Source organism: Buttiauxella gaviniae ATCC 51604, from assembly GCF_001654835.1.
Classification (GTDB): domain Bacteria; phylum Pseudomonadota; class Gammaproteobacteria; order Enterobacterales; family Enterobacteriaceae; genus Buttiauxella; species Buttiauxella gaviniae.
In genome coordinates this window covers 123,032-143,607 of sequence record NZ_LXEP01000026.1, presented here as the reverse complement: position 1 = coordinate 143,607, position 20,576 = coordinate 123,032, and the positions used below count along the sequence as shown (strand labels likewise).

Below are 20,576 nucleotides of genomic sequence, written 5' to 3'. Positions count from 1 at the left end.
TCGGGGTGGAAGGCGAGACCAGGAATTCTGCACTACTGGCAATATAAAAACTTTTCCTGCGAGGAGTGCCGCATGCTGGTGATCAGGCGGTTGGTGGCAAGCTGGGAATTTATAGAATATGACTGCCTGCTTGAATTAGCAGCCAGAGATACCTGTTTTGTGGCAATTGAATATATTCATTTTGTAGCTACAATGAAACCACAAAGCAAAGGAGGAAATAATGGATTCTGTAATTCGCACTCGCATTGATAGCCAGACCAAACAAAAGGCCACAGAAATTCTTGAAAACTGTGGGCTAACAATGAGCACAGCCTTGCGCCTCTTCGTTGAACAAGTGGTAATAAACGAAGGCTTACCATTTGATATTAATCGCAATCCCAGCCCTCGCTTGCTTCAGGCCATGCGTGAAACGCAAGAAATTCTTCATAACGGCAAAAACGGATTTTCAGATGTAAATGAGCAGATGGATGCACTCAATGATGGTCAACAACAAACGAGCGAAGCAGCCGTATCAGACAAAACACACAAAATCCTTTAGCAAGGCATGGGAACGTTACAACAAATCTGGTCGCTATGACATGAACGCTGTTTCTGCAGCTATGTGGCTAGTTGCCTCCCGTAATCCTTTGCCAGCTTATTACCTCGACCACAGTCTGAGTGGTGAATATGACAAGTATCGGGAACTTCATATCGGTGGCGATTATTTGCTGGTGTATTACGTTGACGAAGCCAGCCGGACCATTGTCTTTTCAGATTTAGGTACACATGCCGAGCTGTTTGAATGAACGGTTATTTGGCAGTATTGAATCCCTCTCCCCACAAACGGAAAGAGGGTTTATGCATCAGCTATTATGATTTAACCGGGTGGGCAGTGATTTTGATTGAGTCGGTGTAAGTCACACGCACGCTTTGGTTCACTTTCAAGTCTTTCAATTTCGCCTGAACTTTAGGGTCTTCAACGGTTACCGTTTTTTCCTGACCTTTTGGCCCTACGAAGGTGATTTCATTCTTTTTCAGATCGATGTGTTTAATTTTGAGCTGAACGTTAACCTGGCGGAAGGCTTCATGCTCAGGTGAACCACTGGTCGCTTTTTCCATCCCTTTGGTGGTTGAAGCCGTAGGTGCGGCTTTATCAACGTTGGTATCAAAAGCAATGGCAACGGAACGCGTAACAGTAGTATCAACGGTATCGCCCGCTTTGATATTCGCCAGCGTACCGGCTTCTTCTGGAACGTTGAGAGAGACTTTATTTCCTGCTTCCCCTTCCAACACCACGACATGATTTTTTTGATCAACTGAAACCACTTTCGCGGAAAAATGATCGGCCTGGAAATCACCTGCTACAGGCAAGACGGTGGCATTGGCGGACATAATGCTGAATGCCAGTAGGGAAACAGTAGCAGCACCTTTGATGAAGGTTTGAATCGGTTTCATAAATCAGATGTCCTTATAAGATAAACAGATATGTTCCGGCCCCTTAGGGGTTAGGGGCCAGTATGAGCTTAGCGGTATTTTTTATGGTAGGCATTGCGAGTGGTTTTAAATTCTTCTGCTGCTGCCTGCGCTTCTTTCACTTTGCCTTCGTTGGCAAGCTTCAACGCACCGTCAATCTGTCCAACCAGTAAATCCAAACCGTGGCGATAATCTTTCATCTCGGCACTATCTGCCGCTTTGTTCTCGAGCTTTGGTGGTGTGCCCTTTTGCGCATCCAGCGCTGCGATACGCATATTATTGAGCGAGGTTTTTAACTCTGCCGCATTATCGGTCTTCAACACGGTTTTGTAATTTTCAGCGATGGTATCCATATCATCGCCAACATCTTTCGCCATTACAGCGCCAGTAAATAACACGGACGATACTGCCAACATTGCAATCAGTTGCTTACGCATTAACTCACCTTTTTTATTAGAAAGGCGCGGCAGGACGCGCCTGTTACGGTTAACTACTGCCCAGCAATTTTCATTTCTGGGAGTAACACTGAACCACATTGAATATTACTGCGCTTCTCAATATCACTACCAATTGTGACCATTTCACGCCACATATCTTTCAAGTTTCCAGCGATAGTGATTTCGCTCACCGGATATTGAATTTCGCCGTTCTCAACCCAGAAACCGGACGCGCCGCGAGAGTAATCGCCAGTGATGCCGCTTACGCCCTGCCCCATCAACTCGGTCACCACCAGGCCGGTGCCCATCTCTTTAAGCATACCCGCGAAATCCAGGCCTCGCCCTTCGATACGCCAGTTGTGGATACCACCCGCATGACCGGTGCTTTTCAGACCCAGTTTGCGCGCGGAATAGTTAGTCAGCAGCCACTGCTGCAAGACACCGTCTTTGATAATGTCGCGGCGTTCTGTACGTACACCTTCGCTATCGAACGGCGTTGAAGCCAGGCCTTTGAGCAGATGCGGGTGCTCTTCAATGGTCAGCCATTCCGGCAGAATTTGTTTGCCAAGAGAATCGAGCAGGAACGTGGATTTACGGTAAACCGAACCACCCGCAATCGCGCCAACCAGGTGACCGAACAGGCCGGTCGCCGCTTCAGCGGCAAAAATAACCGGCGCTTTCATGGTAGACAGCTTGCGTGGCGACAGGCGCGCAAGGGTGCGGCGAGCACATTCGATGCCCACTGATTCAGGGCTGTCGAGATCTTCCATCGCGCGGCCAATGGTATAGGCGTAATCACGCTCCATTTCACCGTTAACTTCGGCGATAACGCAGCTGGAAAGCGAATGGCGCGTTGAACAGTAGCTTTGCAGCATACCGTTGCTGTTACCGAAAACTTTAATGCCGTAGTGGCTGTTAAAACTGCCGCCTTCGGTATTGTTGATGCGCTTATCGACGTTCAATGATGCATTTTCAGCGCGTGCTGCCAGTTCAATCGCGCGGTCAGCGTCCATTTCCGTTGGGTGGAAAAGGTCCAGGTCCGGCGCGTCATAAGCCAGCAATTCTTTATCTGCCACACCCGCAAACGGGTCTGGTGAGGTGTAACGGGCGATATCCAGCGCCGCCTGCACGGTACGCGCTACGGCATCCGGGCTAAGGTCTGTTGTGGATGCGCTGCCTTTACGGTTTTGATGATAAACGGTGATGCCTAACGCACCATCGCTGTTAAATTCGACGTTTTCCACCTCACCGTATCGGGTACTTACGCTGATACCAGTGGTTTTACTGACGGCAACTTCTGCGCCATCGGACTGAGCGGAAGCCAGTTCCAGCGCCTGAGATACCGCTTGTTCCAGAACCTGACGTTGTTGTGCTACTTGCGTGTTTACTTTCATCGCTACTGCCATAATGTAAGGTGAGTGAATTAAGTCTAACAGGAACAGAACAATTTCGCAGTGAACAGGCTTTACTGGTAGAATTAGCCACTTTTTTTAAGGAGCCTAATATGACTAAGCAGCCCGATGACTGGCTCGACGACGTACCAGATAACGAAAATGAAGACGAAGATGATGAGATTATCTGGGTCAGTAAAAGCGAAATTAAGCGTGATGCCGAGGAGTTAAAACGCCTGGGTATGGAACTGATGGAGTTGGGCAAAAATGCGCTCGACAAAATCCCTCTTGATGAAGATTTGCGTGCCGCTATTGATTTGGCTCAGAAAATCAAAAAAGAAGGCCGTCGCCGTCAGGTTCAGTTAATTGGCAAAATGATGCGTTCGCGCGACATGGATCCTATCCGCGTAGCGCTCGATAAACTGAAAAACCGTCACAACCAACAAGTCGCACTGTTCCATAAACTGGAAGCACTGCGCGATCGTTTGGTTGAGGAAGGCGATGATGCAATGAGTGAAGTGTTAAGACTTTACCCAGAAGCTGACCGCCAGCAATTACGTGTACTGATTCGTAACGCACAAAAAGAAAAGGCAGCAAATAAGCCGCCAAAATCTTATCGCCAGATTTTCTCATATCTGCGCGAACTGGCTGAAACCCAGGCGTAAAAAAATGCCCGCAAATTTGCGGGCATTTTTCTTAGTGCCTGGCGCGTTATTCCCGCTCCATTACCACACTGCGTAAATCCGCATTAAATCGCTGATATTGCTCGCTGCTAATCGTATGCGGGTAGCTCAAAACAATCAACTCGTGATCTGATGTATCAATGTGATAAGTCGGATGATAATGATTAAATCCATTCTCATGGAATCCGAGGCTTTGATAAAAGCGCAGGCGTTTCTGGGCAATATCAGTCGTTAACGGATCGATTTCCAGAATAGTCAGCGGCTGCATTTGCAGAAACTGGCTCAACATTTTTTTGCCATATCCTTGTGCCCGCAATTCCCCGTTTACCGCCAGATGCTCGATGTAGGTGTAATCACCAAAACTCCATGACGCAATCATGCCAATAAACTGCTCACCATCAAACCAGGCTTGCAAAGCGTAGTTTGGGCTACTGAGCGCACTCACCTTAGCTTCGGGTTCACGTTTCTCATGCCATGGAAAAGCGCTTTCATATAACGCATCCACGGGCGAAAACCACGGAGCATCAGGGGAAGTAATACGTTTAATTGTGAGCATATTGATAGGCCAGGAAATGCCAGCCCGATGACCGAGCTGGCATGGTAGGAAGGTACGATTACTGGTTTTCTGATTTTTTAGCCAGCGCATCCAGCAGCTTCTGGTGAATACCACCGAAACCACCGTTGCTCATCACCAGAATATGGTCGCCAGGTTGAGCCGTTTTCACCACCATATCCGCCAAAGTGTCGACATCTGCACTCCAGTAAGCAGGCTGAATACAGGCTTCAGCCACTTCAACCACTTGCCATGGAATATGCGGAGGCTGGAGCAAGAAGACTTCGTCTGCACGACCTAAAGAAGGTGCCAGATCATCTTTGCTCAGGCCCATTTTCATGGTGTTAGAGCGTGGCTCAAGCACTGCGAGAATACGTGCGGTGCCGCCAACTTTGCTACGCAATGCCGAAAGCGTTGCCAGAATCGCCGTTGGATGGTGAGCAAAATCGTCATATACCGTCACGCCGTGCGCTTCGCCACGTAATTCAAGGCGACGACGTGCATTGATGAAGCTATCCAGGGCTTTCGCGGCATCTGCTGGTGTAACACCCACATGGCGTGCTGCGGCAATCGCCATCAGCCCGTTATGCATGTTGTGTTCGCCAACTAGCTGCCAGTGGACTTCACCGACACGCTCGCCATCCAGGTAAACTTCCCAATTAGATGCATCAGGATTAAGCTTCTTCGCCTGCCAGTGGCCTTGCTCACCCACCAGCTCTTGCTCGCTCCAGCAGCCCATTGCCAGCGTCTGCTTAATGTTGGTGTCGTTCTCAGGCCAGATGATTTTCCCCTGCCCCGGAACAATACGCACCAGATGGTGGAACTGTTTCTGAATCGCTTTCAGATCGTCAAAGATGTCCGCGTGATCAAACTCAAGGTTATTGAGGATCAATGTACGCGGGCAGTAATGCACGAATTTGGAACGCTTATCGAAGAACGCGCAGTCGTATTCGTCAGCTTCAATCACGAAGAATGGGCTGTCGCCCAGGCGTGCAGAAACATCGAAATTACCCGGTACGCCACCGATCACAAAGCCAGGCTTGTAGCCACAGGCTTCCAGAATCCACGTTGCCATACCTGCAGTGGTGGTTTTACCGTGTGTACCCGCCACAGCCAGCACCCAACGGTCGCGCAGCACAAAATCGTGCAGCCACTGTGGGCCAGACATGTAAGGAATACTTTTCTCAAGCACCGCTTCAACGCACGGGTTTCCACGCGTCATTGCGTTGCCGATGATCACCAAATCCGGCTGTGGATCGAGTTGGCTTGGGTCGTAACCTTGAATTAATTCAATACCCTGCTCTTCAAGCAGAGTGCTCATTGGAGGGTACACATTGGCATCCGAGCCCGTAACCTGATGGCCGAGTGAACGAGCCAGCATAGCAAGGCCGCCCATGAACGTGCCGCAAATACCCAAAATATGAATACGCATAAAACTATCCTTTTATTATTTGGCGCACATTCTAACCGTATGTTGGATGCTGGCAAATCGCATTTCAGGATATTCCGCATTTTGCTGGCGCGATTCACCTGTACGCTACTATTTGAAAGTTTGTTAGGATTGTTGCAGTCGTTTCATTTAATTAACAGAAGCAGGGAAAGTGTTATGAAAACGTTAGGTGAATTTATTGTCGAAAAGCAGCATGAGTTCTCGCACGCAACCGGTGAACTGACTGCCTTGTTGTCGGCAATAAAGCTCGGCGCAAAAATCATCCACCGTGATATCAACAAAGCAGGTCTGGTTGATATTTTGGGTGCCAGCGGAGCTGAAAACATTCAGGGCGAAGTGCAGCAAAAACTTGACCTGTTCGCAAACGAAAAACTGAAAGCAGCACTGAAAGCCCGAGGGATTGTGGCCGGTGTTGCTTCCGAAGAAGAAGATGACATCGTTGTTTTCGAAGGCGCGGAACATGCCAAATATGTGGTGCTGATGGACCCACTTGATGGTTCATCAAACATCGACGTGAATGTATCAGTTGGTACCATTTTCTCTATCTATCGCCGTATTACGCCGGTAGGCACTCCTGTCACCGAAGCCGATTTCCTTCAGCCAGGCAACCGTCAGGTCGCGGCAGGTTATGTGGTTTATGGCTCTTCAACCATGCTGGTTTATACCACCGGCTGTGGCGTTCATGCCTTCACCTACGATCCTTCTCTTGGCGTGTTCTGCCTGTGCCAGGAGCGTATGCGCTTCCCGGAAATTGGCAGCACCTATTCTATCAACGAAGGGAACTACATCCGTTTCCCGCAGGGTGTGAAAAAGTACATTAAGTTCTGCCAGGAAGAAGATTCAAACACCCAGCGCCCGTATACCTCGCGTTATATCGGTTCTCTGGTTGCCGACTTCCACCGCAACCTGCTGAAAGGTGGGATTTATCTTTACCCAAGCACCGCAAGCCACCCGCAAGGGAAGCTGCGTTTGCTGTATGAAGGCAACCCGATGGCGTTCCTTGCGGAACAAGCTGGCGGTAAAGCGAGTGATGGCAAAGAGCGTATTCTGGATATCATCCCGGAAACCCTGCACCAGCGACGTCCGTTCTTCGTGGGTAACGAACATATGGTCGATGATGTAGAACGCTTTATCCGTGAGTACCCGGACGCATAAGTTCTTGCCCTCCCTCGATCCTCTCCCACGGGAGAGGATAAATAGCGCTCCATACCCTAAATAATTGAAACTGCATCAAGGCGGCAGTGAGCAAATCCCGATGAGCTTACTAGAGTAAGTGATTATTTGGCCCATTCATGGGCCTACCCCTTCGGGCCGCTGCTAGCAGCGTTCAAATCTGCTTTCAGCAGATTTGTCGGGTGCGTGAACGCAGCCAACGCGGATGCGGCTTCAAGTATGACGGGTACACCTGAACGTTGCCATCGCAGCCACCAAGTGCTGTGACTGCTCCTCAAGCGAACGCGTAGCCGCTGTTGATTCCTGAACCAATGCCGCATTCTGCTGCGCTGCCTCATCCATCTGGCTCACCGCAATATTCACCTGCTCGATACCATAGCTTTGCTCGTTTGACGCATTAGCGATTTCACTCACCAGACGGGTCATGCGCATCACTTCTTCGGCGATTTCATCCATCGTTTCCCCGGCTTGCTGCGCAAGTTCACGACCTTCGCCAACGTGATTTTGCGAGTCCGAAATCAGCGTACGGATCTCTTTTGCGGCGTCAGCGCTGCGGCTTGCCAGGATACGAACTTCGCCCGCTACCACCGCAAATCCACGCCCTTGTTCACCTGCACGTGCTGCTTCTACCGAGGCGTTCAGCGCCAGAATATTGGTCTGGAATGCGATGCCGTCGATAACACTGAGGATGTCGGCAATACGGTCGGAACTACTGGAGATATCACGCATTTTTTCAATCACATAGCACACCATTTCGCTGCCACGATCGGCGGTATCAGAAACGTCTTTTGCTAATTTATGTGCTTGCTCGGCGTTGTCGGCGTTCTGTTTCACGGTCGCGGTGATCTGCTCCATGCTGGCAGCCGTTTGCTCAAGAGAAGTGGCGGTTGATTCAGTGCGTTGGGCAAGGTTCTGGTTGCCTGCGGCCAGTTCGCGGCTGCCGGTATCAATTTGCGAGCTGGCATCGCGCACGCGGCTTACCGATTCCATCAAGGAATCTCGCATGATGGTAATTGCCGTCGCCAGGCGGCCAAATTCGTTGTTACCAGCAGGTGGCAACGTCTGAGTTAAATCGCCCCTGGCGACAAACTCCAGCTGCTCAATCGACTGATTCAACGGCTTGAGCAGTAAATGGCGGAGTGCCAGCCACACCAGCACGATAATTCCGGCGGTGAGCAATGCGGCGATAATAATTAGCGTAAGGACGATTTTCTTATGCAATTGCACCGCTTCAACTTCGCTGTTGCCGCGCGCCTCGCCCCACTGCTTGAAAATCTCCACATCGGTATCAAACTTTTGCGACAGCGGAATCAGCGTCTTTTCCAGCAGATCGTAGTAATCATCGGGGCTTTGTTTGGTGAGCGCTGCGAGCATCGGATTGATGCCTTTTGCGAGGTATTCCGCATAGCTTTGCGCTAAGTTTTGAATCAGTCGATTGCCTTCTTCATCGCTCACGCCGCTGTCGATAAACTCTTTTAGCTGCTGTTGAGCCGCCGCCACATCACTGGCAACGTAATCGGTAGATTTGGTGGCATCTTCCAGCAGGCCAATTTCCATCTGGCGAACCGCCTGCCCTGCACCGTTACGCGCGCGTAGCAACGAAACATAGCCATCAGACAAGCGCACCATCTGCTCGCCCTGTAGGCGATTAATATTCTGGAGTGAGGTTGAGCTTTGTTGCAGAGCAAAAATGCCCATGCCGCTGACAAATAACAACAGGAAGGTCATGACTGCCAGCAATGTCAGCAGCCCCGTGCGAATAGACAAATTTCTCAACATGCTCTTTTCCCGGTGACAGAACGATAGAAACGATTGAAGTGTTATCGACCATCACCGGAGAAAGTTTAATACCCTGGATCTTTAGAGCCGCAGGTGCGTTAGCTGCTCTCGCGCCCCCGAAGGGGTAGGCCCATGAATGGGCCAAATAATCACTTACTTAAGTAAGCTCATCGGGATTTGCTCGTTTGCTGCCTTCCTGCAACTCGAAATATTTTGGGTATGTTTAAAGATTCAGCTTTGACCAGGGCGCACGCTAATACGCTTCACTGGCGAGCTTTGGCGGTTTTCCCACAACACCGTCAGGCCGCGCTGTAGGGCGATGAAAATAAATAGCAAAATGCCGATGGCGATTTTCGTCCACCACGAACTGAGCGTACCATCGAAGTTGATATAGGTCTGAATCAGCCCCTGTATCGCCACGCCAAACAGCGTGCCCAGCACCGTCCCAACGCCACCACTTAACAGCGTGCCGCCGATAACCACTGAGGCAATCGCATCCAGCTCAACACCCATTCCTGCCAGCGCGTAACCTGCTGAGGTATAGAGCGAAAAGACAATACCGGCGAGTGTGGCAAGCCCGGTTGAAAGCATATAAATGCGCACTGTAGTGCTGCGGGTGGAAATCCCCATCAGGTTTGCCGACGTTGCGTTGCCGCCAATCGCATAAACCTGGTTACCAAAACGGGTGCGGTGCGCAAGGAAAATACCAATCACCACCACGGCCAGCATCAGCAAGCCCATGGCACTCAAACGCCCACCGCCGGGAATGCGCCAGGCAAGGTTTGAAAGCGTGTCGTAAATCGGGTGGTTAATGGGAATGGACTCTTCCGAAACCAGGTAGCTGACCCCACGCAGGAAGAACATCCCAGCAAGGGTGATAATAAAGGCTGGGATTTTTAGCGCGTCGATAAGCAAGCCCATAAACGCGCCAAACGCGCAGCCCATCAGCAGCACCAGCGGGAAAGCCACCAGCGGCGACAAGCCCCAGAAGCCAATCGCTTTAGCGAGGAACACCCCGGTAAAGGCGATCACTGAACCGACAGAAAGATCGATGCCGCCGGAGAGGATCACAAAGGTCATGCCAACGGCAATAATCCCCAGGAACGCGTTATCAGTCAGGATGTTGCAAATTACCCGCGTTGAGGCAAAACCGGGGAATTGCGTCAGGCAGTACAGATACCCCAGCACAAACACCGCCAGGGTAATCATCAACGGCAAGTTACGTTTGATCATGGCGACGTAGTCCTTTGAGCAAAGCAATAAAACGTGGCGACTGAACAATCAGCACGCACATCACCACCACCGCTTTCACCACCTGGTTAAGCTCAGGCGGAAAACCGGAAAGCAGGATGCCGGTGTTCATCCCCTGAATAATCAGCGCACCAATTACCGAAAGCGCGATGTTAAAGCGCCCGCCCATCAACGAACCGCCACCGATTACTACCGCCAGAATGGCGTCCAGTTCCAGCCACAATCCGGCGTTGTTGGCATCAGCACCACGAATATCGGCGGTAACGATAATCCCGGCGATGGCCGCGCACAGGCCGCTCAAAACGTAAGTCAGCATCACCACAATGCGCGTATTGACCCCGGCGTTTTTCGCCGCGCGAATGTTAATCCCGACCGATTCGATAAACAGGCCCAACGCCGTTTTGCGGGTAAACAGCCAGAAGACCAGCAGCGTTGCCAGCACAATAATCACGGGCGTCGGGAAGAAGAACAGCGAACCGCTGCCCAGATACGAGAGGTTTGGTGAATCAAAAGTAACGATTTGCCCGGCGGTGATAAGTTGCGCCACACCACGCCCGGCTACCATCAGGATTAGCGTGGCAACGAACGGCTGAATCTTCAGGATGGCCACCAGAATGCCGTTCCACAGCCCCGCCAGAACCCCCACGCCGAGTGACGCCAGAATAACTACCGTCAGACTGTGCCCGTCGACAGTTAACGTCGCCGCCGTAGCGCCAGCAATCGCCATCACCGCGCCAACGGAAAGGTCAATGCCACCAGTGGCGATCACCAGTGTCATGCCGATTGCCAGTAATGCGACCGGTGCCGCACGGTTGAGAATATCTATCGGGCTGCCGAACAGCCGCCCGTTTTGCACCACAATATCAAAGAAGTGATTGGCGACCAGGCTATCGACTAACAGCACCAGCACCAACGCGACCAACTGCGGAATACCCGGCGGCCAGCGGAAATTTCGCTTTGGCTTTTCGGCATCCGTTTGCGGCAATGAACGAGGCATCACGTGTTACTCCTTATGCCGCAATGGCATTCATAATTGCCGACACGGAAAGCTCCGCGAGCGGGATCTCAGCCACTTGCTGCCTGTCACGCATGATGATCACACGATCCGCATAGCCCACCAGTTCCTCCAGTTCAGAGGAGATAACTAACAGCGCCAGGCCATCGGCACACAGCGTTTCGATCAAACGGATAATTTCGGCGTGTGCGCCAACGTCGATCCCGCGCGTCGGTTCGTCGAGGATCAGAAACTGCGGTTTGGTCAACAGCCAGCGCGAGAGCAGAACTTTTTGCTGATTACCGCCGGAGAGAAACTCGATCGGTTGATCGGGGCCAGGCGTACGGATCCCCAACTGGCGAATAAACCGTTCGGCTATCTGATACTGCTCACGCTTAGGGATGGGGCGCAGCCAGCCGCGTTGGGCCTGTAACGCCAGAATGATATTTTCACGTACTGAAGCGGCGGAAATAATGCCGTCAGTTTTGCGATCTTCCGGGCAAAAACCAATACCCAGCGACGAAGCTTTATGCGGTGATCGAAGTGATTGCGGCTTGCCTTTGATCCACGCGTTGCCCTGGTCCGCGGGCTTGATCCCAAATATCACTTCGGCGGTTTCGGTGCGCCCGGATCCTAATAAACCCGCCAGACCAACGATCTCACCCGGACGGACTTCAAGATTGAACGGGTTGATCACCCCTTTCTTACCAAAATCTTTAAACGCGGCGACCGGTTTATCGCTCAGTAAAGTGCGGCCCGCACGGTTAAGTGCATTAGTTTCCAGCTCGCGCCCCAGCATCATTTTCACCAGATCTATCTGCGGCAGATCTTTTGTATTTCTCGTGCCAACAAACGATCCGTTGCGCAGAACGGTTATCCTGTCGGTGACTTCATAAACTTGATCGAGGAAGTGGGTAACGAAGATCAGGCTTACGCCCTGATCGCGCAACTGGCGCATCAGGGTGAACAGCATTTCAACTTCTTTGGTGTCGAGGCTGGCGGTAGGTTCATCGAGAATCAGCACTTTGGCCGAAAGATCGATGGCCCGGCAAATCGCAACGATTTGCTGCATCGCGACGGAATAACGGTTGAGCGGTTCGGCGACATCCAGCGAGAACCCGTAGGATTCCATCAGGAGGGCGGCGCGTTTTTCCATCTCTTTGCGTTGTATAAACCCAAAGCGACGCGGCTCGCGGCCGATAAACAAGTTATCCGCCACCGACATATTGGGCAGTAGATTGACTTCCTGATACACCGTACCGATGCCGAGTTGTTGGGCATGGGCGGTATTCTTCGGGGAAATCTGTTCCCCATCGAGATAAATATTGCCGCTATCGCGCTGATAAACACCGGTTAAGGCTTTGATAAGCGTTGATTTCCCTGCTCCATTTTCACCCAGTAATGCCATGATTTCACCCCGATTGAGGCTGAAATCCACTTTGTCGAGCGCCTTAACCCCTGGGAAATGTTTCGATAAGCCTTCCGTGCGCAGAATTTCCTGATTGTTATTTGTGTTCATGAACGCACTCCTGCCAACACACAACTGTAGGGTGAGATAAGCGCAGCGCCCTCGATCTGGCCCGTGCCTTAATGGCGGATGACGCTACGCTTATCCGCCCTACATAAAACAGCCCTTCCTTTTCGGGAGGGGCATAACTCATCAGTAGCCCATCGATTTCTTCTTCTCGAGCTCTTCTTTCGCGGTATCCGGGAGGTATAGCGTTGATTTGGTGATGGTCACTTTTTCAGGCATGGTGCCATCTTTCTTGAACTTCTCGAGTGCATCGAACGCAGGTCCTGCCATGTTTGGCGTCAGCTCAACACTTGCGTTGGCTTCGCCATCGATCATCGCTTTGTAGATATCCGGCACGCCATCAATTGAACCGGTCAGAATGTCTTTGCCCGGTTTCAGACCCGCTTCTTTGATTGCCTGAATCGCACCGATCACCATGTCATCGTTGTGCGCGTAAACCATGCAGATGTTTTTGCCGTTGTTCTCAGCTTTGATGAAGCTCTCCATCACTTCTTTACCTTTACTGCGGGTAAAGTCGCCAGACTGAGAACGAATGATTTTCACGTTGGATGCTTTAGAAATGGCGTCCGCAAAACCTTTCTTACGGTCAATTGCCACGCTCGCGCCCACGGTGCCTTGCAGTTCAACCACGTTACATTGCTTACCATTCAACTCTTTAAGCAGCCATTCACCAATTAACTGGCCTTCCAGCACGTTGTTGGCGGTGACGACGGTCATGTACAGCGATTTATCTTTAACATCGATATTACGGTCGAGCAGGAATACTGGGATTTTGGCCTCTTTTGCTTCTTGTAATACTGGCTCCCAACCCGTGGCGACGATTGGCGCAATGAAGATTGCGTCTACGCCCTGGGCGATAAATGAACGTACGGCTTTAATCTGGTTTTCTTGTTTTTGTTGGCCGTCTGCGATTTTCAGCGTGATGCCGCGTTTCTCGGCTTCACTCTTCGCAACCGATGTTTCCGCTGCTCGCCAGCCGGATTCAGAACCTACCTGCGAAAATCCGACCGTTAACGGAGCAGCTATTGCCATAGACGACATGGCTGCGGAGACTGCAGAGACCAAAAGTAAGCGCTTCCACATAGGGACATCCTCGTAGGGTTATTGTTGGTTAAAATCTGGGCGTCGAAAAAACTATAGACGACGTGTGGTGTAACAGAATGAGTTACATCACAATTCCAACAAGTCGCGCATAACCTTGTAACCGCTTACATAAGTTTATAAAGAATACGGCTATGTTTATGGATTTTCCCGTTGTCGGAAGGTTCTGGAAAGGGATGTGGGAGAGAAATGAAGGCAAAAAGAGGCGAAGACATTTAAATCGAGTTAGCTATAATACGCGGCACTTGAATGACACCAGTTTAAAGGAAAAAGACATGAGCTTACTCAACGTCCCTGCGGGTATTGATCTGCCAGAAGACATCTACGTTGTTATCGAAATCCCAGCAAACGCTGATCCTATCAAATATGAAGTTGATAAAGACACCGGCGCGCTGTTCGTTGACCGTTTCATGTCTACCGCAATGTTCTATCCGTGCAACTACGGTTACATCAACCACACCCTGTCTTTAGACGGTGACCCGGTTGACGTTCTGGTCCCAACTCCATACCCACTGCAACCAGGTTCTGTTATTCGTTGCCGTCCAGTTGGCGTATTGAAAATGACTGACGAAGCTGGCGAAGATGCCAAGCTGGTTGCGGTTCCGCACACCAAACTGAGCAAAGAATACGATCACATTAAAGATGTGAACGACCTGCCAGAACTGCTGAAAGCGCAGATCTCCCACTTCTTCGAGCAGTACAAAGCTCTCGAGAAAGGCAAATGGGTTAAAGTTGAAGGCTGGGACAATGCAGCAGCAGCTAAAGCTGAAATCGTTGCTTCCTTCGAGCGTGCTAAGAAGTAATTCTTACCCTGCTTAAAGCTTATGAAAACACCGCCATCTGGCGGTGTTTTTTTTATGCGTCTGCAAAAGTGAAACGGCCACTCGAGTGAGTGGCCGTTTTGGGAATCAACTAGAACTGATCTTTATCCAACCAGTCTCCGCTTTCTATGCGGGTTAATCCATCCACCGATCGTTGGTACACGTACATCCATGCACTGCCGTAAGGTGTCTGAATTAGCTGACGTTTATACTCGCCACCTTTAGTGCGCAAAGCGTCAAGCTCAGAGAGTGTAGAAGCATCAATACGATACACTTCACCCACCACAGAACCTTCACCCGGCACTACCCCCGGATAATGGCCAAGGCTGTATAAAGCGTAATTTTCAACATGATGATCCCCAAGCCACTGGGCGTTGGTCATCCAGTGACTGTTACCTTGCTTGCGTCGTAAACTGCCGTAAACAAAAATTCGCATAGCTAAAACTCAAACTGATAAAGCAGATCAAGTGCCTGATCGATACCAGACACCGCTTCCAGATACAGCTTAGGCATCAGGCGATAACGCAGTGTTAGTGTCGCCAATGAGTCAAAAATACCCACTCCATATTTAACCTGGAGACCTGGCAGTACATAGCCACTGACCACCACTTGAGAGGAATCCCCCACCCCTGCGGTATCAAGCGCCAGATTGCTTACGCCAAACGTCTCGCCGATTTTACCCACAACCTGACCACTTTGTGCAACCCCCAAGCCAACAAGCATTGATGTCATGGCGTTACCATCGTCGCCAGAATTGTCCAAACCCTGCCCGCGAAGCAGGTAGGACAAGGCTTCTTGCTGTGACATGGCCGGATCAGAAAATATCTCAGCTTTCGGCTCATCTGCTGTTCCCGTGACACGAACACCGGCTATTACGTCGTTTTCTGTCGCTTCTGGGTTACGAATCGCTTCGATATTTAATAATGGCTGGTCTGGTGGACCTGAGAATAACAGCTCGCCTTTACGCACGATCAGATCCTGTCCGTACGCATGGAAACGCCCTTCAGGAATATTGATCTGCCCGTTCAGGCCGAGACCCTGACGGTCCTGCACCATTTTTAAATCACCATTCAGACGCGCTTTCAAACCAAACGCATCCAGGCGCACGTTGTTACCAACGTGAATAACCAAGTTACTGTTGATAGGAATGCTTGCCGTTTGCGGTTTAATCGGCTTCAAATTTTTATCCAGCATCACTTCATCACTGGACACGCCCACTGAGCTTTCCGGAACTTCGTGCACCACGATACGTGCCCACGGGATGTCTACACTACCATCAAGCGTGAACAAGCTCGGAGTCGCAACAAACTCAACGTCAGGCGAAACATCAAGGCGCACCATCGGTGGCACAGTAATGCGCACCTTATTGCCTTTCGCCGCCACACGCGCGCGCCAGTTGTCGATTTGCGTCCAGTCAGCATCGCCACTCAGAGCAATATCACCCTGCTTCGTACGCACTGTACCGGCAAGCGTCGAGTTCATACCGTTAAAGTTCATTGCCAACTGACTTGGCTGCATATCAAACGGCATAAAGTTGCCGTCGATATCCACGCCGTTAACTTGCAACTGGCCGAAGACTTGCGGGCGCTCCAAATTCCCCGCCAGACGTAAGTTAGCGTTAATCTTGCCAGCGGCTTTTTCTCCGCGTGAGAACACCGAATTGGCGATAGCCAAATCAAAGTTGCGCATATTCACATTCCCCGCCAGGTTGCGGCGGTTTTGTGGATCGCTAATTTGAACCTGACCATCGAACTGGCCATTTTGAGCAATGCGAATCAACCAGCCTAGTTTGGCCTGGTTGTTTTTAAGCTCGGCATTGAGATTAAGCGTGTCGAACGCCACCAGCAGCGGGCTGTCGTTCACCATTTGCGTGACTTTCACGCCGTTACCCGTGAGCGTAACTGAACCTTGTGGCAAGCCTTCAGATTCCGCATCCCAGCTCACATCCGCACGGCCACTAAATGTTCCCACCGCTTGTGTATCAGCTGGCATAAACGGTTTTAGCATCGCCAGATCAAAGCGGTTCAGATTGACCAGCGCACGGCCTTTCACTCCTGCATCAATCGGCTGCGGTACACAAAGTTCGGCATTCGGGTTAGTCCAGCAATGCACACCGATATTGATTTTCTGCTCTTTATTGCGGTAATCGAGCGCCAATGAACGGTTAAGTGACCATGGGCCAACTGGCGTTTCAAATCGCGTATTGCTAAGACTGCCACGCCAGCGCTCCTCCGCACGGTCGAAGCTGCCGCTCAAATCAAGCTGCCCGGAAACGGGTTCGCCCTGAATGCGCAGTTTTAGCTGGTGCTGTTTTTCGGAGCCTTTTGCGTCAAGCGTTACCAGGCTGAGATCGACACCTGGCTGGGAAATACGCTCAACGCGCAGATCCAGATTCCCGGCAATTTGATCGGTGGATTTCACATCCCCTTTCAGCAAGACTCGCGCAATCGACAGCTCCTGCCAGCGGAGGTTATTCGCGGTAAGGTCTGCCAGCAGCTGCGGCGCTTTCACATCGCCACGCACTTTAATCGTGCCTTTCGCTGTGCCGCCAAGTCCCGGTAAAGCATTGTCGAGATTCGGTGCATCGATGGTGGCATCAAGCTCCAGATCTTTCGGCCCTAACTCCCCTTTAACATCAGCACTGTTGCGCCCCAGTTCTATATGCAGCCCAGGAGTTTTCCACTGCATGTAACTGTTGCCGTTGAGCTTGCCGGTTACGTTTAGTTTGTTATTTTTGACATTCCCGGCAAGTTTCAGCTCGGAGACATCCACCTGCCAGCTGCCGCCATACAAACTGCCGCTGGTTTTCACCAGACCGTCGAGTTTCGCAGGCCAGTCCGGGAATTGCTTCGCCGTATTGATATCGTCGAGTTTCAGCTCGCCACGCCAGCTAATGGCTTTGCTCCAGTCGAGCACCGCTTTCAAGTCAGTGTTGCCCTGCAACGCAGCGACACGCAGCTTGTCGAGATTAAGCTGTTGCTCGTTGCCTGCCGCATCCAGAGTGATGGTGGCTGGCGGAATTTGCTCGCCTTTCACATCGCTACGGAACGACAATTTATAGTCGGTCATTTTGCCGCTGAATTTCAGTTTCAGGTTGTTGGCCTGGTACTCTTTCTTCCCGGTAAATGGCCAGTAAAGTTGCTTACTGACCACTTCAAGATTGAGCGGCAAGCCTGCTTCAGCAAGCTGAGTTTGCGCAGTGAGTTCAAGATCAACCGGGCCTGAGAGATTCATGCCCACTTTCAGCACATCCCGCAGCTCCCCACCAATCTTCATCTTCACCTTTTCACCTTTGATTGGGTCGATATTCAGCGTGGTGTTTAAGGTTAAGTCGACCGGCCATTTATCGCGTAATTCCGCGCTACCAGTAGCGTTGACCAGCCCTTGCGAGGAATCCACATCCAGTGCATCAAGCTTAAGAGAGCCATCAATACTGCTGACTTTTAGCAACAGGCTGCTGACCAGTAAATCGGTGTCGCCAGTCAGGCGTAAGTTCGCCCCACGGAATTCCTGAATATTCAGGTTCAGCGGCAAATGCACATCGGTCATTTCAGGCAAAACTGGCTTTTCAAACAATTGTTTGAGCGTTTCGCCCAGCGGCAACTCTTCTGGCTGCGGGTTCTGGATCTTCGGCTCAACCACCTGTTCCTGAGCAACTTTGGCCACTTTCGGCAATGCAATCAGCAAACCTTCGAGATTGGTTGGCGTAACGGTCACGTTGCGTTCTTGCCAGTTCAGGCCGGAAGTAAACTCCATCACCGAAACAGTGGTGTTATCAATCTTGATATTGACGTTATTAAGCGCCACGCGACTTAGGGTAATCGGATACGGCGTGGTGAGATTGAGCGGGCCGGTGTCTTCTTCCTGAACCGGTGCTGCCGGAGGCATTTTTTTGCTGTCGATAACGACATCAATGTCTTTAAGCGAGAGATTATTCACGCACAGGCTGCTATCACGCAGGCAGCCTAGTTTCACAGCCAGATTAATTTCGCCGGCATTCACATCAACGCCAGGTTGTTGGTAGCGCAAACCTTTGATGGTCAAATTGCGCCAGCCGCCCGTGACGCTTGCGATATCCAGCCCCGGCACCCAACGGTTTGCGGCGTTAAATAAGACGTGCAGCCCGGTGGTAGTCCCCACCAGGAAACCCACAGCACCAATCAACAGCACCACAAAAACCAACACCGCGAGGCTTATTTTCTTCCAACGACTCATAGTTCAGGCCCCAAACCGATGTAAAACTGTAAACCATGCTCATCTTTATCAGCCACCGGGACCGCTAAATCGAGTTTGATGGGCCCAACCGGCGACTGCCAGCGTACGCCAAAGCCTGCACCCGTTTTATAGTTACTCTGTTTGATATCGTTGACTGCTTCGCCAGAATCGACGAACACCGCCCCCCACCATTTCCCGGTAACGTTGTATTGATACTCCAGCGATCCGGTAATCATTTTTGACGCACCGGTCAGTTCGCCTTTGTCGTTTTCAGGGGAGATGGATTTGTAGGAATAGCCGCGAATACTGCGGTCACCACCGGCAAAGAAGCGTAAGTCTGGCGGCACTTTGTCGAAGTTATTGGTTTCAATCCAACCCACATTGCCACGCACCACAAAACGGTGTTTTTCCTGCAACGTTCGAATCCAGACTTGCTGCGCCTGGAATACCCCGAAATCGACGTCCGAGCCCCATGAGGTGTCGGAAATATCAATCGAATAGCGTTGGGAATCGCCCCAGGTTGGCATCAAACCACCACGCGAACGGGTACGGTTAAGGCTCAAACCCGGATAAAGCAGCATCGTGGTGTTGGTTACGTCTGCCTGGGTAAAGTGATCGAGACTCCAGCGCAGGTTAATGGCGTGCTGCCAACCGCTGGATAAATCCCAGTATCGTGAGACCGCGAGGGTGCTGGAGTCGGACTTAGTATCGTTCAGATCGGTCGCTTTAAAGCCGCCCTGCACCAGATAATATTGTTCCAGCGGGTTTTTAAGCAGCGGCATTTTGTAGCTGAAATCAACGATCTGTTCTGGTGCGGAAAGGCTGATGCTGCTGGTCAGGCTGTGGCCGTAAGAGTTCATCCACGGTTTTTTCCACGTCGCTTTTACGCGCGGCCCAACATCGGTGGAATAACCCACACCGGTTTCGATGGTGTTCTCAGTACGTGGTGAAACAACACCATGCAACGGTAATACTTTGGTTTCGCGAGACTTGTCGAATTCCGGCGCAACCACCACCGAATTAAACCAACCTGTCGCTGATAAACGGCGGTTTAACTCCGCCAAATCTTTCGACTGGTAGTAATCACCCTGTTTAAAAGGCACAAGATTTTGCAGGTACTCTTCGCGAATTTGTGAGCCTTCAAAAGTCACGGCACCAAAACGATAACGCTCGCCGCTGTTGTAATCGATGTCCCAGAACGCCTGGCGGCGCTCAAGCGAAACACCTAGCTGGCTTTTAAGGAATTCACTGTCGAAATAGCCCTTTCGCACCGCAATGTTGGAAAGGTCTTTTTTGAAGCTGTCGTAATCGTGATGATTGAGGATAGTGCCAATCTTCGGGCGCTCACCGAGCAGCGCGATGTAGTCTTTATCGTCACGTGCTCCGCCGCGCAGAATCACATCGGTGCCGCCAATCAGCACTGGCGGGCCGGGATCGACTTTGGCAATCAAAACCTGGCGTCCTTTGGCTGGTGGTGGCCGCAGGTCGAAATCAATGGTTGGCTCATAATAGCCGAGCGCTTTCAATCCATTACGGATAGCGTCATCCACACGCGCACGGAAACGCCTGTCTGGCGTAACTTCATCACTCTGGATAGTTGAAAGCTGAGCGCGAACGTTTTTTTGCAGTTCACCGCTTAGCCCTTCCACCTGTAAACGCACGTTGGCAGCGCTGGCCCACGTGCTTACCAGGCATAGGCAAGCCGAGCAAATAGTACGGAATCGTGGCACGTTTTCTCCTGA

18 protein-coding genes are annotated in these 20,576 nt (G+C 51.1%); 5 read left to right on the top strand and 13 right to left on the bottom strand.

Features of this window, described 5'->3' with window-relative positions:
• Window positions 1–220 precede the first annotated feature (220 nt).
• A complete protein-coding gene (locus M977_RS13335; protein ID WP_064515814.1) occupies window positions 221–538 on the top strand; it encodes a type II toxin-antitoxin system RelB/DinJ family antitoxin in 318 nt (105 codons plus the stop codon).
• Window positions 456–785 (top strand): type II toxin-antitoxin system RelE/ParE family toxin, encoded by a 330-nt coding sequence (locus tag M977_RS13330; protein ID WP_342446875.1) that lies wholly within the window; start codon window positions 456–458, stop codon window positions 783–785. The genes M977_RS13335 and M977_RS13330 overlap by 83 nt, the downstream gene beginning before the upstream one ends.
• 64 nt (window positions 786–849) lie before the next feature.
• Here the strand turns inward: M977_RS13330 and M977_RS13325 are convergent, their stop codons facing one another.
• From M977_RS13325 to pmbA, 3 genes are all read right to left on the bottom strand, one after another.
• Window positions 850–1,434, bottom strand: coding sequence for a hypothetical protein (locus tag M977_RS13325; RefSeq protein ID WP_064515812.1), 585 nt, complete (start codon window positions 1,432–1,434; stop codon window positions 850–852).
• Between the two features lie 68 nt (window positions 1,435–1,502).
• Window positions 1,503–1,889 (bottom strand): cytochrome b562, encoded by a 387-nt coding sequence (cybC, locus tag M977_RS13320; protein ID WP_064515809.1) that lies wholly within the window; start codon window positions 1,887–1,889, stop codon window positions 1,503–1,505.
• A gap of 53 nt (window positions 1,890–1,942) precedes the next feature.
• Window positions 1,943–3,295, bottom strand: coding sequence for a metalloprotease PmbA (gene pmbA / locus M977_RS13315; RefSeq protein ID WP_064515806.1), 1,353 nt, complete (start codon window positions 3,293–3,295; stop codon window positions 1,943–1,945).
• A gap of 98 nt (window positions 3,296–3,393) precedes the next feature.
• Here pmbA and yjgA point away from each other — a divergent pair, with 98 nt between their 5' ends.
• Window positions 3,394–3,945, top strand: coding sequence for a ribosome biogenesis factor YjgA (gene yjgA / locus M977_RS13310; protein ID WP_064515802.1), 552 nt, complete (start codon window positions 3,394–3,396; stop codon window positions 3,943–3,945).
• 46 nt (window positions 3,946–3,991) lie between these two features.
• On the opposite strand, the gene M977_RS13305 is transcribed toward yjgA, so the two are convergent.
• Window positions 3,992–4,519 carry a GNAT family N-acetyltransferase gene (locus tag M977_RS13305; RefSeq protein ID WP_064516003.1) on the bottom strand — a complete coding sequence of 176 codons (528 nt, stop codon included), beginning with the start codon at window positions 4,517–4,519 and terminating at the stop codon, window positions 3,992–3,994.
• A gap of 58 nt (window positions 4,520–4,577) precedes the next feature.
• Window positions 4,578–5,948 (bottom strand): UDP-N-acetylmuramate:L-alanyl-gamma-D-glutamyl-meso-diaminopimelate ligase, encoded by a 1,371-nt coding sequence (gene mpl, locus M977_RS13300; RefSeq protein ID WP_064515800.1) that lies wholly within the window; start codon window positions 5,946–5,948, stop codon window positions 4,578–4,580.
• A gap of 174 nt (window positions 5,949–6,122) precedes the next feature.
• On the opposite strand from mpl, the gene fbp reads away from it, so the two are divergent.
• The gene (gene fbp / locus M977_RS13295) at window positions 6,123–7,121 is read left to right on the top strand and encodes a class 1 fructose-bisphosphatase (protein WP_064515797.1); all 999 of its coding nucleotides are present in this window, start codon (window positions 6,123–6,125) and stop codon (window positions 7,119–7,121) included.
• Between the two features lie 231 nt (window positions 7,122–7,352).
• Here the strand turns inward: fbp and M977_RS13290 are convergent, their stop codons facing one another.
• The 5 genes from M977_RS13290 to ytfQ form a co-directional block, all read right to left on the bottom strand.
• Window positions 7,353–8,918, bottom strand: coding sequence for a methyl-accepting chemotaxis protein (locus tag M977_RS13290; protein ID WP_064515794.1), 1,566 nt, complete (start codon window positions 8,916–8,918; stop codon window positions 7,353–7,355).
• Between the two features lie 231 nt (window positions 8,919–9,149).
• Window positions 9,150–10,151: a galactofuranose ABC transporter, permease protein YjfF gene (gene yjfF, locus M977_RS13285; protein WP_064515791.1), complete on the bottom strand. Its 1,002-nt coding sequence runs from the start codon at window positions 10,149–10,151 to the stop codon at window positions 9,150–9,152.
• Complete coding sequence (gene ytfT / locus M977_RS13280) at window positions 10,138–11,169, bottom strand: galactofuranose ABC transporter, ATP-binding protein YtfT (protein ID WP_134186290.1); 1,032 nt, start codon at window positions 11,167–11,169, stop codon at window positions 10,138–10,140. The genes yjfF and ytfT overlap by 14 nt, the downstream gene beginning before the upstream one ends.
• A gap of 10 nt (window positions 11,170–11,179) precedes the next feature.
• On the bottom strand, window positions 11,180–12,682 hold the full coding sequence (gene ytfR / locus M977_RS13275) for a galactofuranose ABC transporter, ATP-binding protein YtfR (protein ID WP_064515785.1): 1,503 nt from the start codon (window positions 12,680–12,682) through the stop codon (window positions 11,180–11,182).
• A gap of 141 nt (window positions 12,683–12,823) precedes the next feature.
• Complete coding sequence (gene ytfQ, locus M977_RS13270) at window positions 12,824–13,780, bottom strand: galactofuranose ABC transporter, galactofuranose-binding protein YtfQ (protein ID WP_064515782.1); 957 nt, start codon at window positions 13,778–13,780, stop codon at window positions 12,824–12,826.
• Window positions 13,781–14,073: 293 nt separating this feature from the next.
• On the opposite strand from ytfQ, the gene ppa reads away from it, so the two are divergent.
• On the top strand, window positions 14,074–14,601 hold the full coding sequence (gene ppa / locus M977_RS13265) for an inorganic diphosphatase (RefSeq protein WP_064515779.1): 528 nt from the start codon (window positions 14,074–14,076) through the stop codon (window positions 14,599–14,601).
• 109 nt (window positions 14,602–14,710) lie between these two features.
• Here ppa and M977_RS13260 read toward each other — a convergent pair whose 3' ends face one another.
• Genes M977_RS13260 through tamA form a run of 3 tightly spaced genes read right to left on the bottom strand, consistent with a single transcriptional unit; the run spans window position 14,711 to window position 20,564 of the window.
• Entirely contained in the window at window positions 14,711–15,055 is a 345-nt protein-coding gene (locus M977_RS13260; RefSeq protein WP_064515775.1) for a gamma-glutamylcyclotransferase family protein, read from the bottom strand.
• 2 nt (window positions 15,056–15,057) lie between these two features.
• Window positions 15,058–18,834, bottom strand: coding sequence for an autotransporter assembly complex protein TamB (gene tamB / locus M977_RS13255; protein WP_064515772.1), 3,777 nt, complete (start codon window positions 18,832–18,834; stop codon window positions 15,058–15,060).
• The gene (gene tamA, locus M977_RS13250) at window positions 18,831–20,564 is read right to left on the bottom strand and encodes an autotransporter assembly complex protein TamA (RefSeq protein WP_064515769.1); all 1,734 of its coding nucleotides are present in this window, start codon (window positions 20,562–20,564) and stop codon (window positions 18,831–18,833) included. Before tamA ends, tamB begins: the two co-directional genes overlap by 4 nt.
• Between the last annotated feature and the right edge of the window lie 12 nt (window positions 20,565–20,576).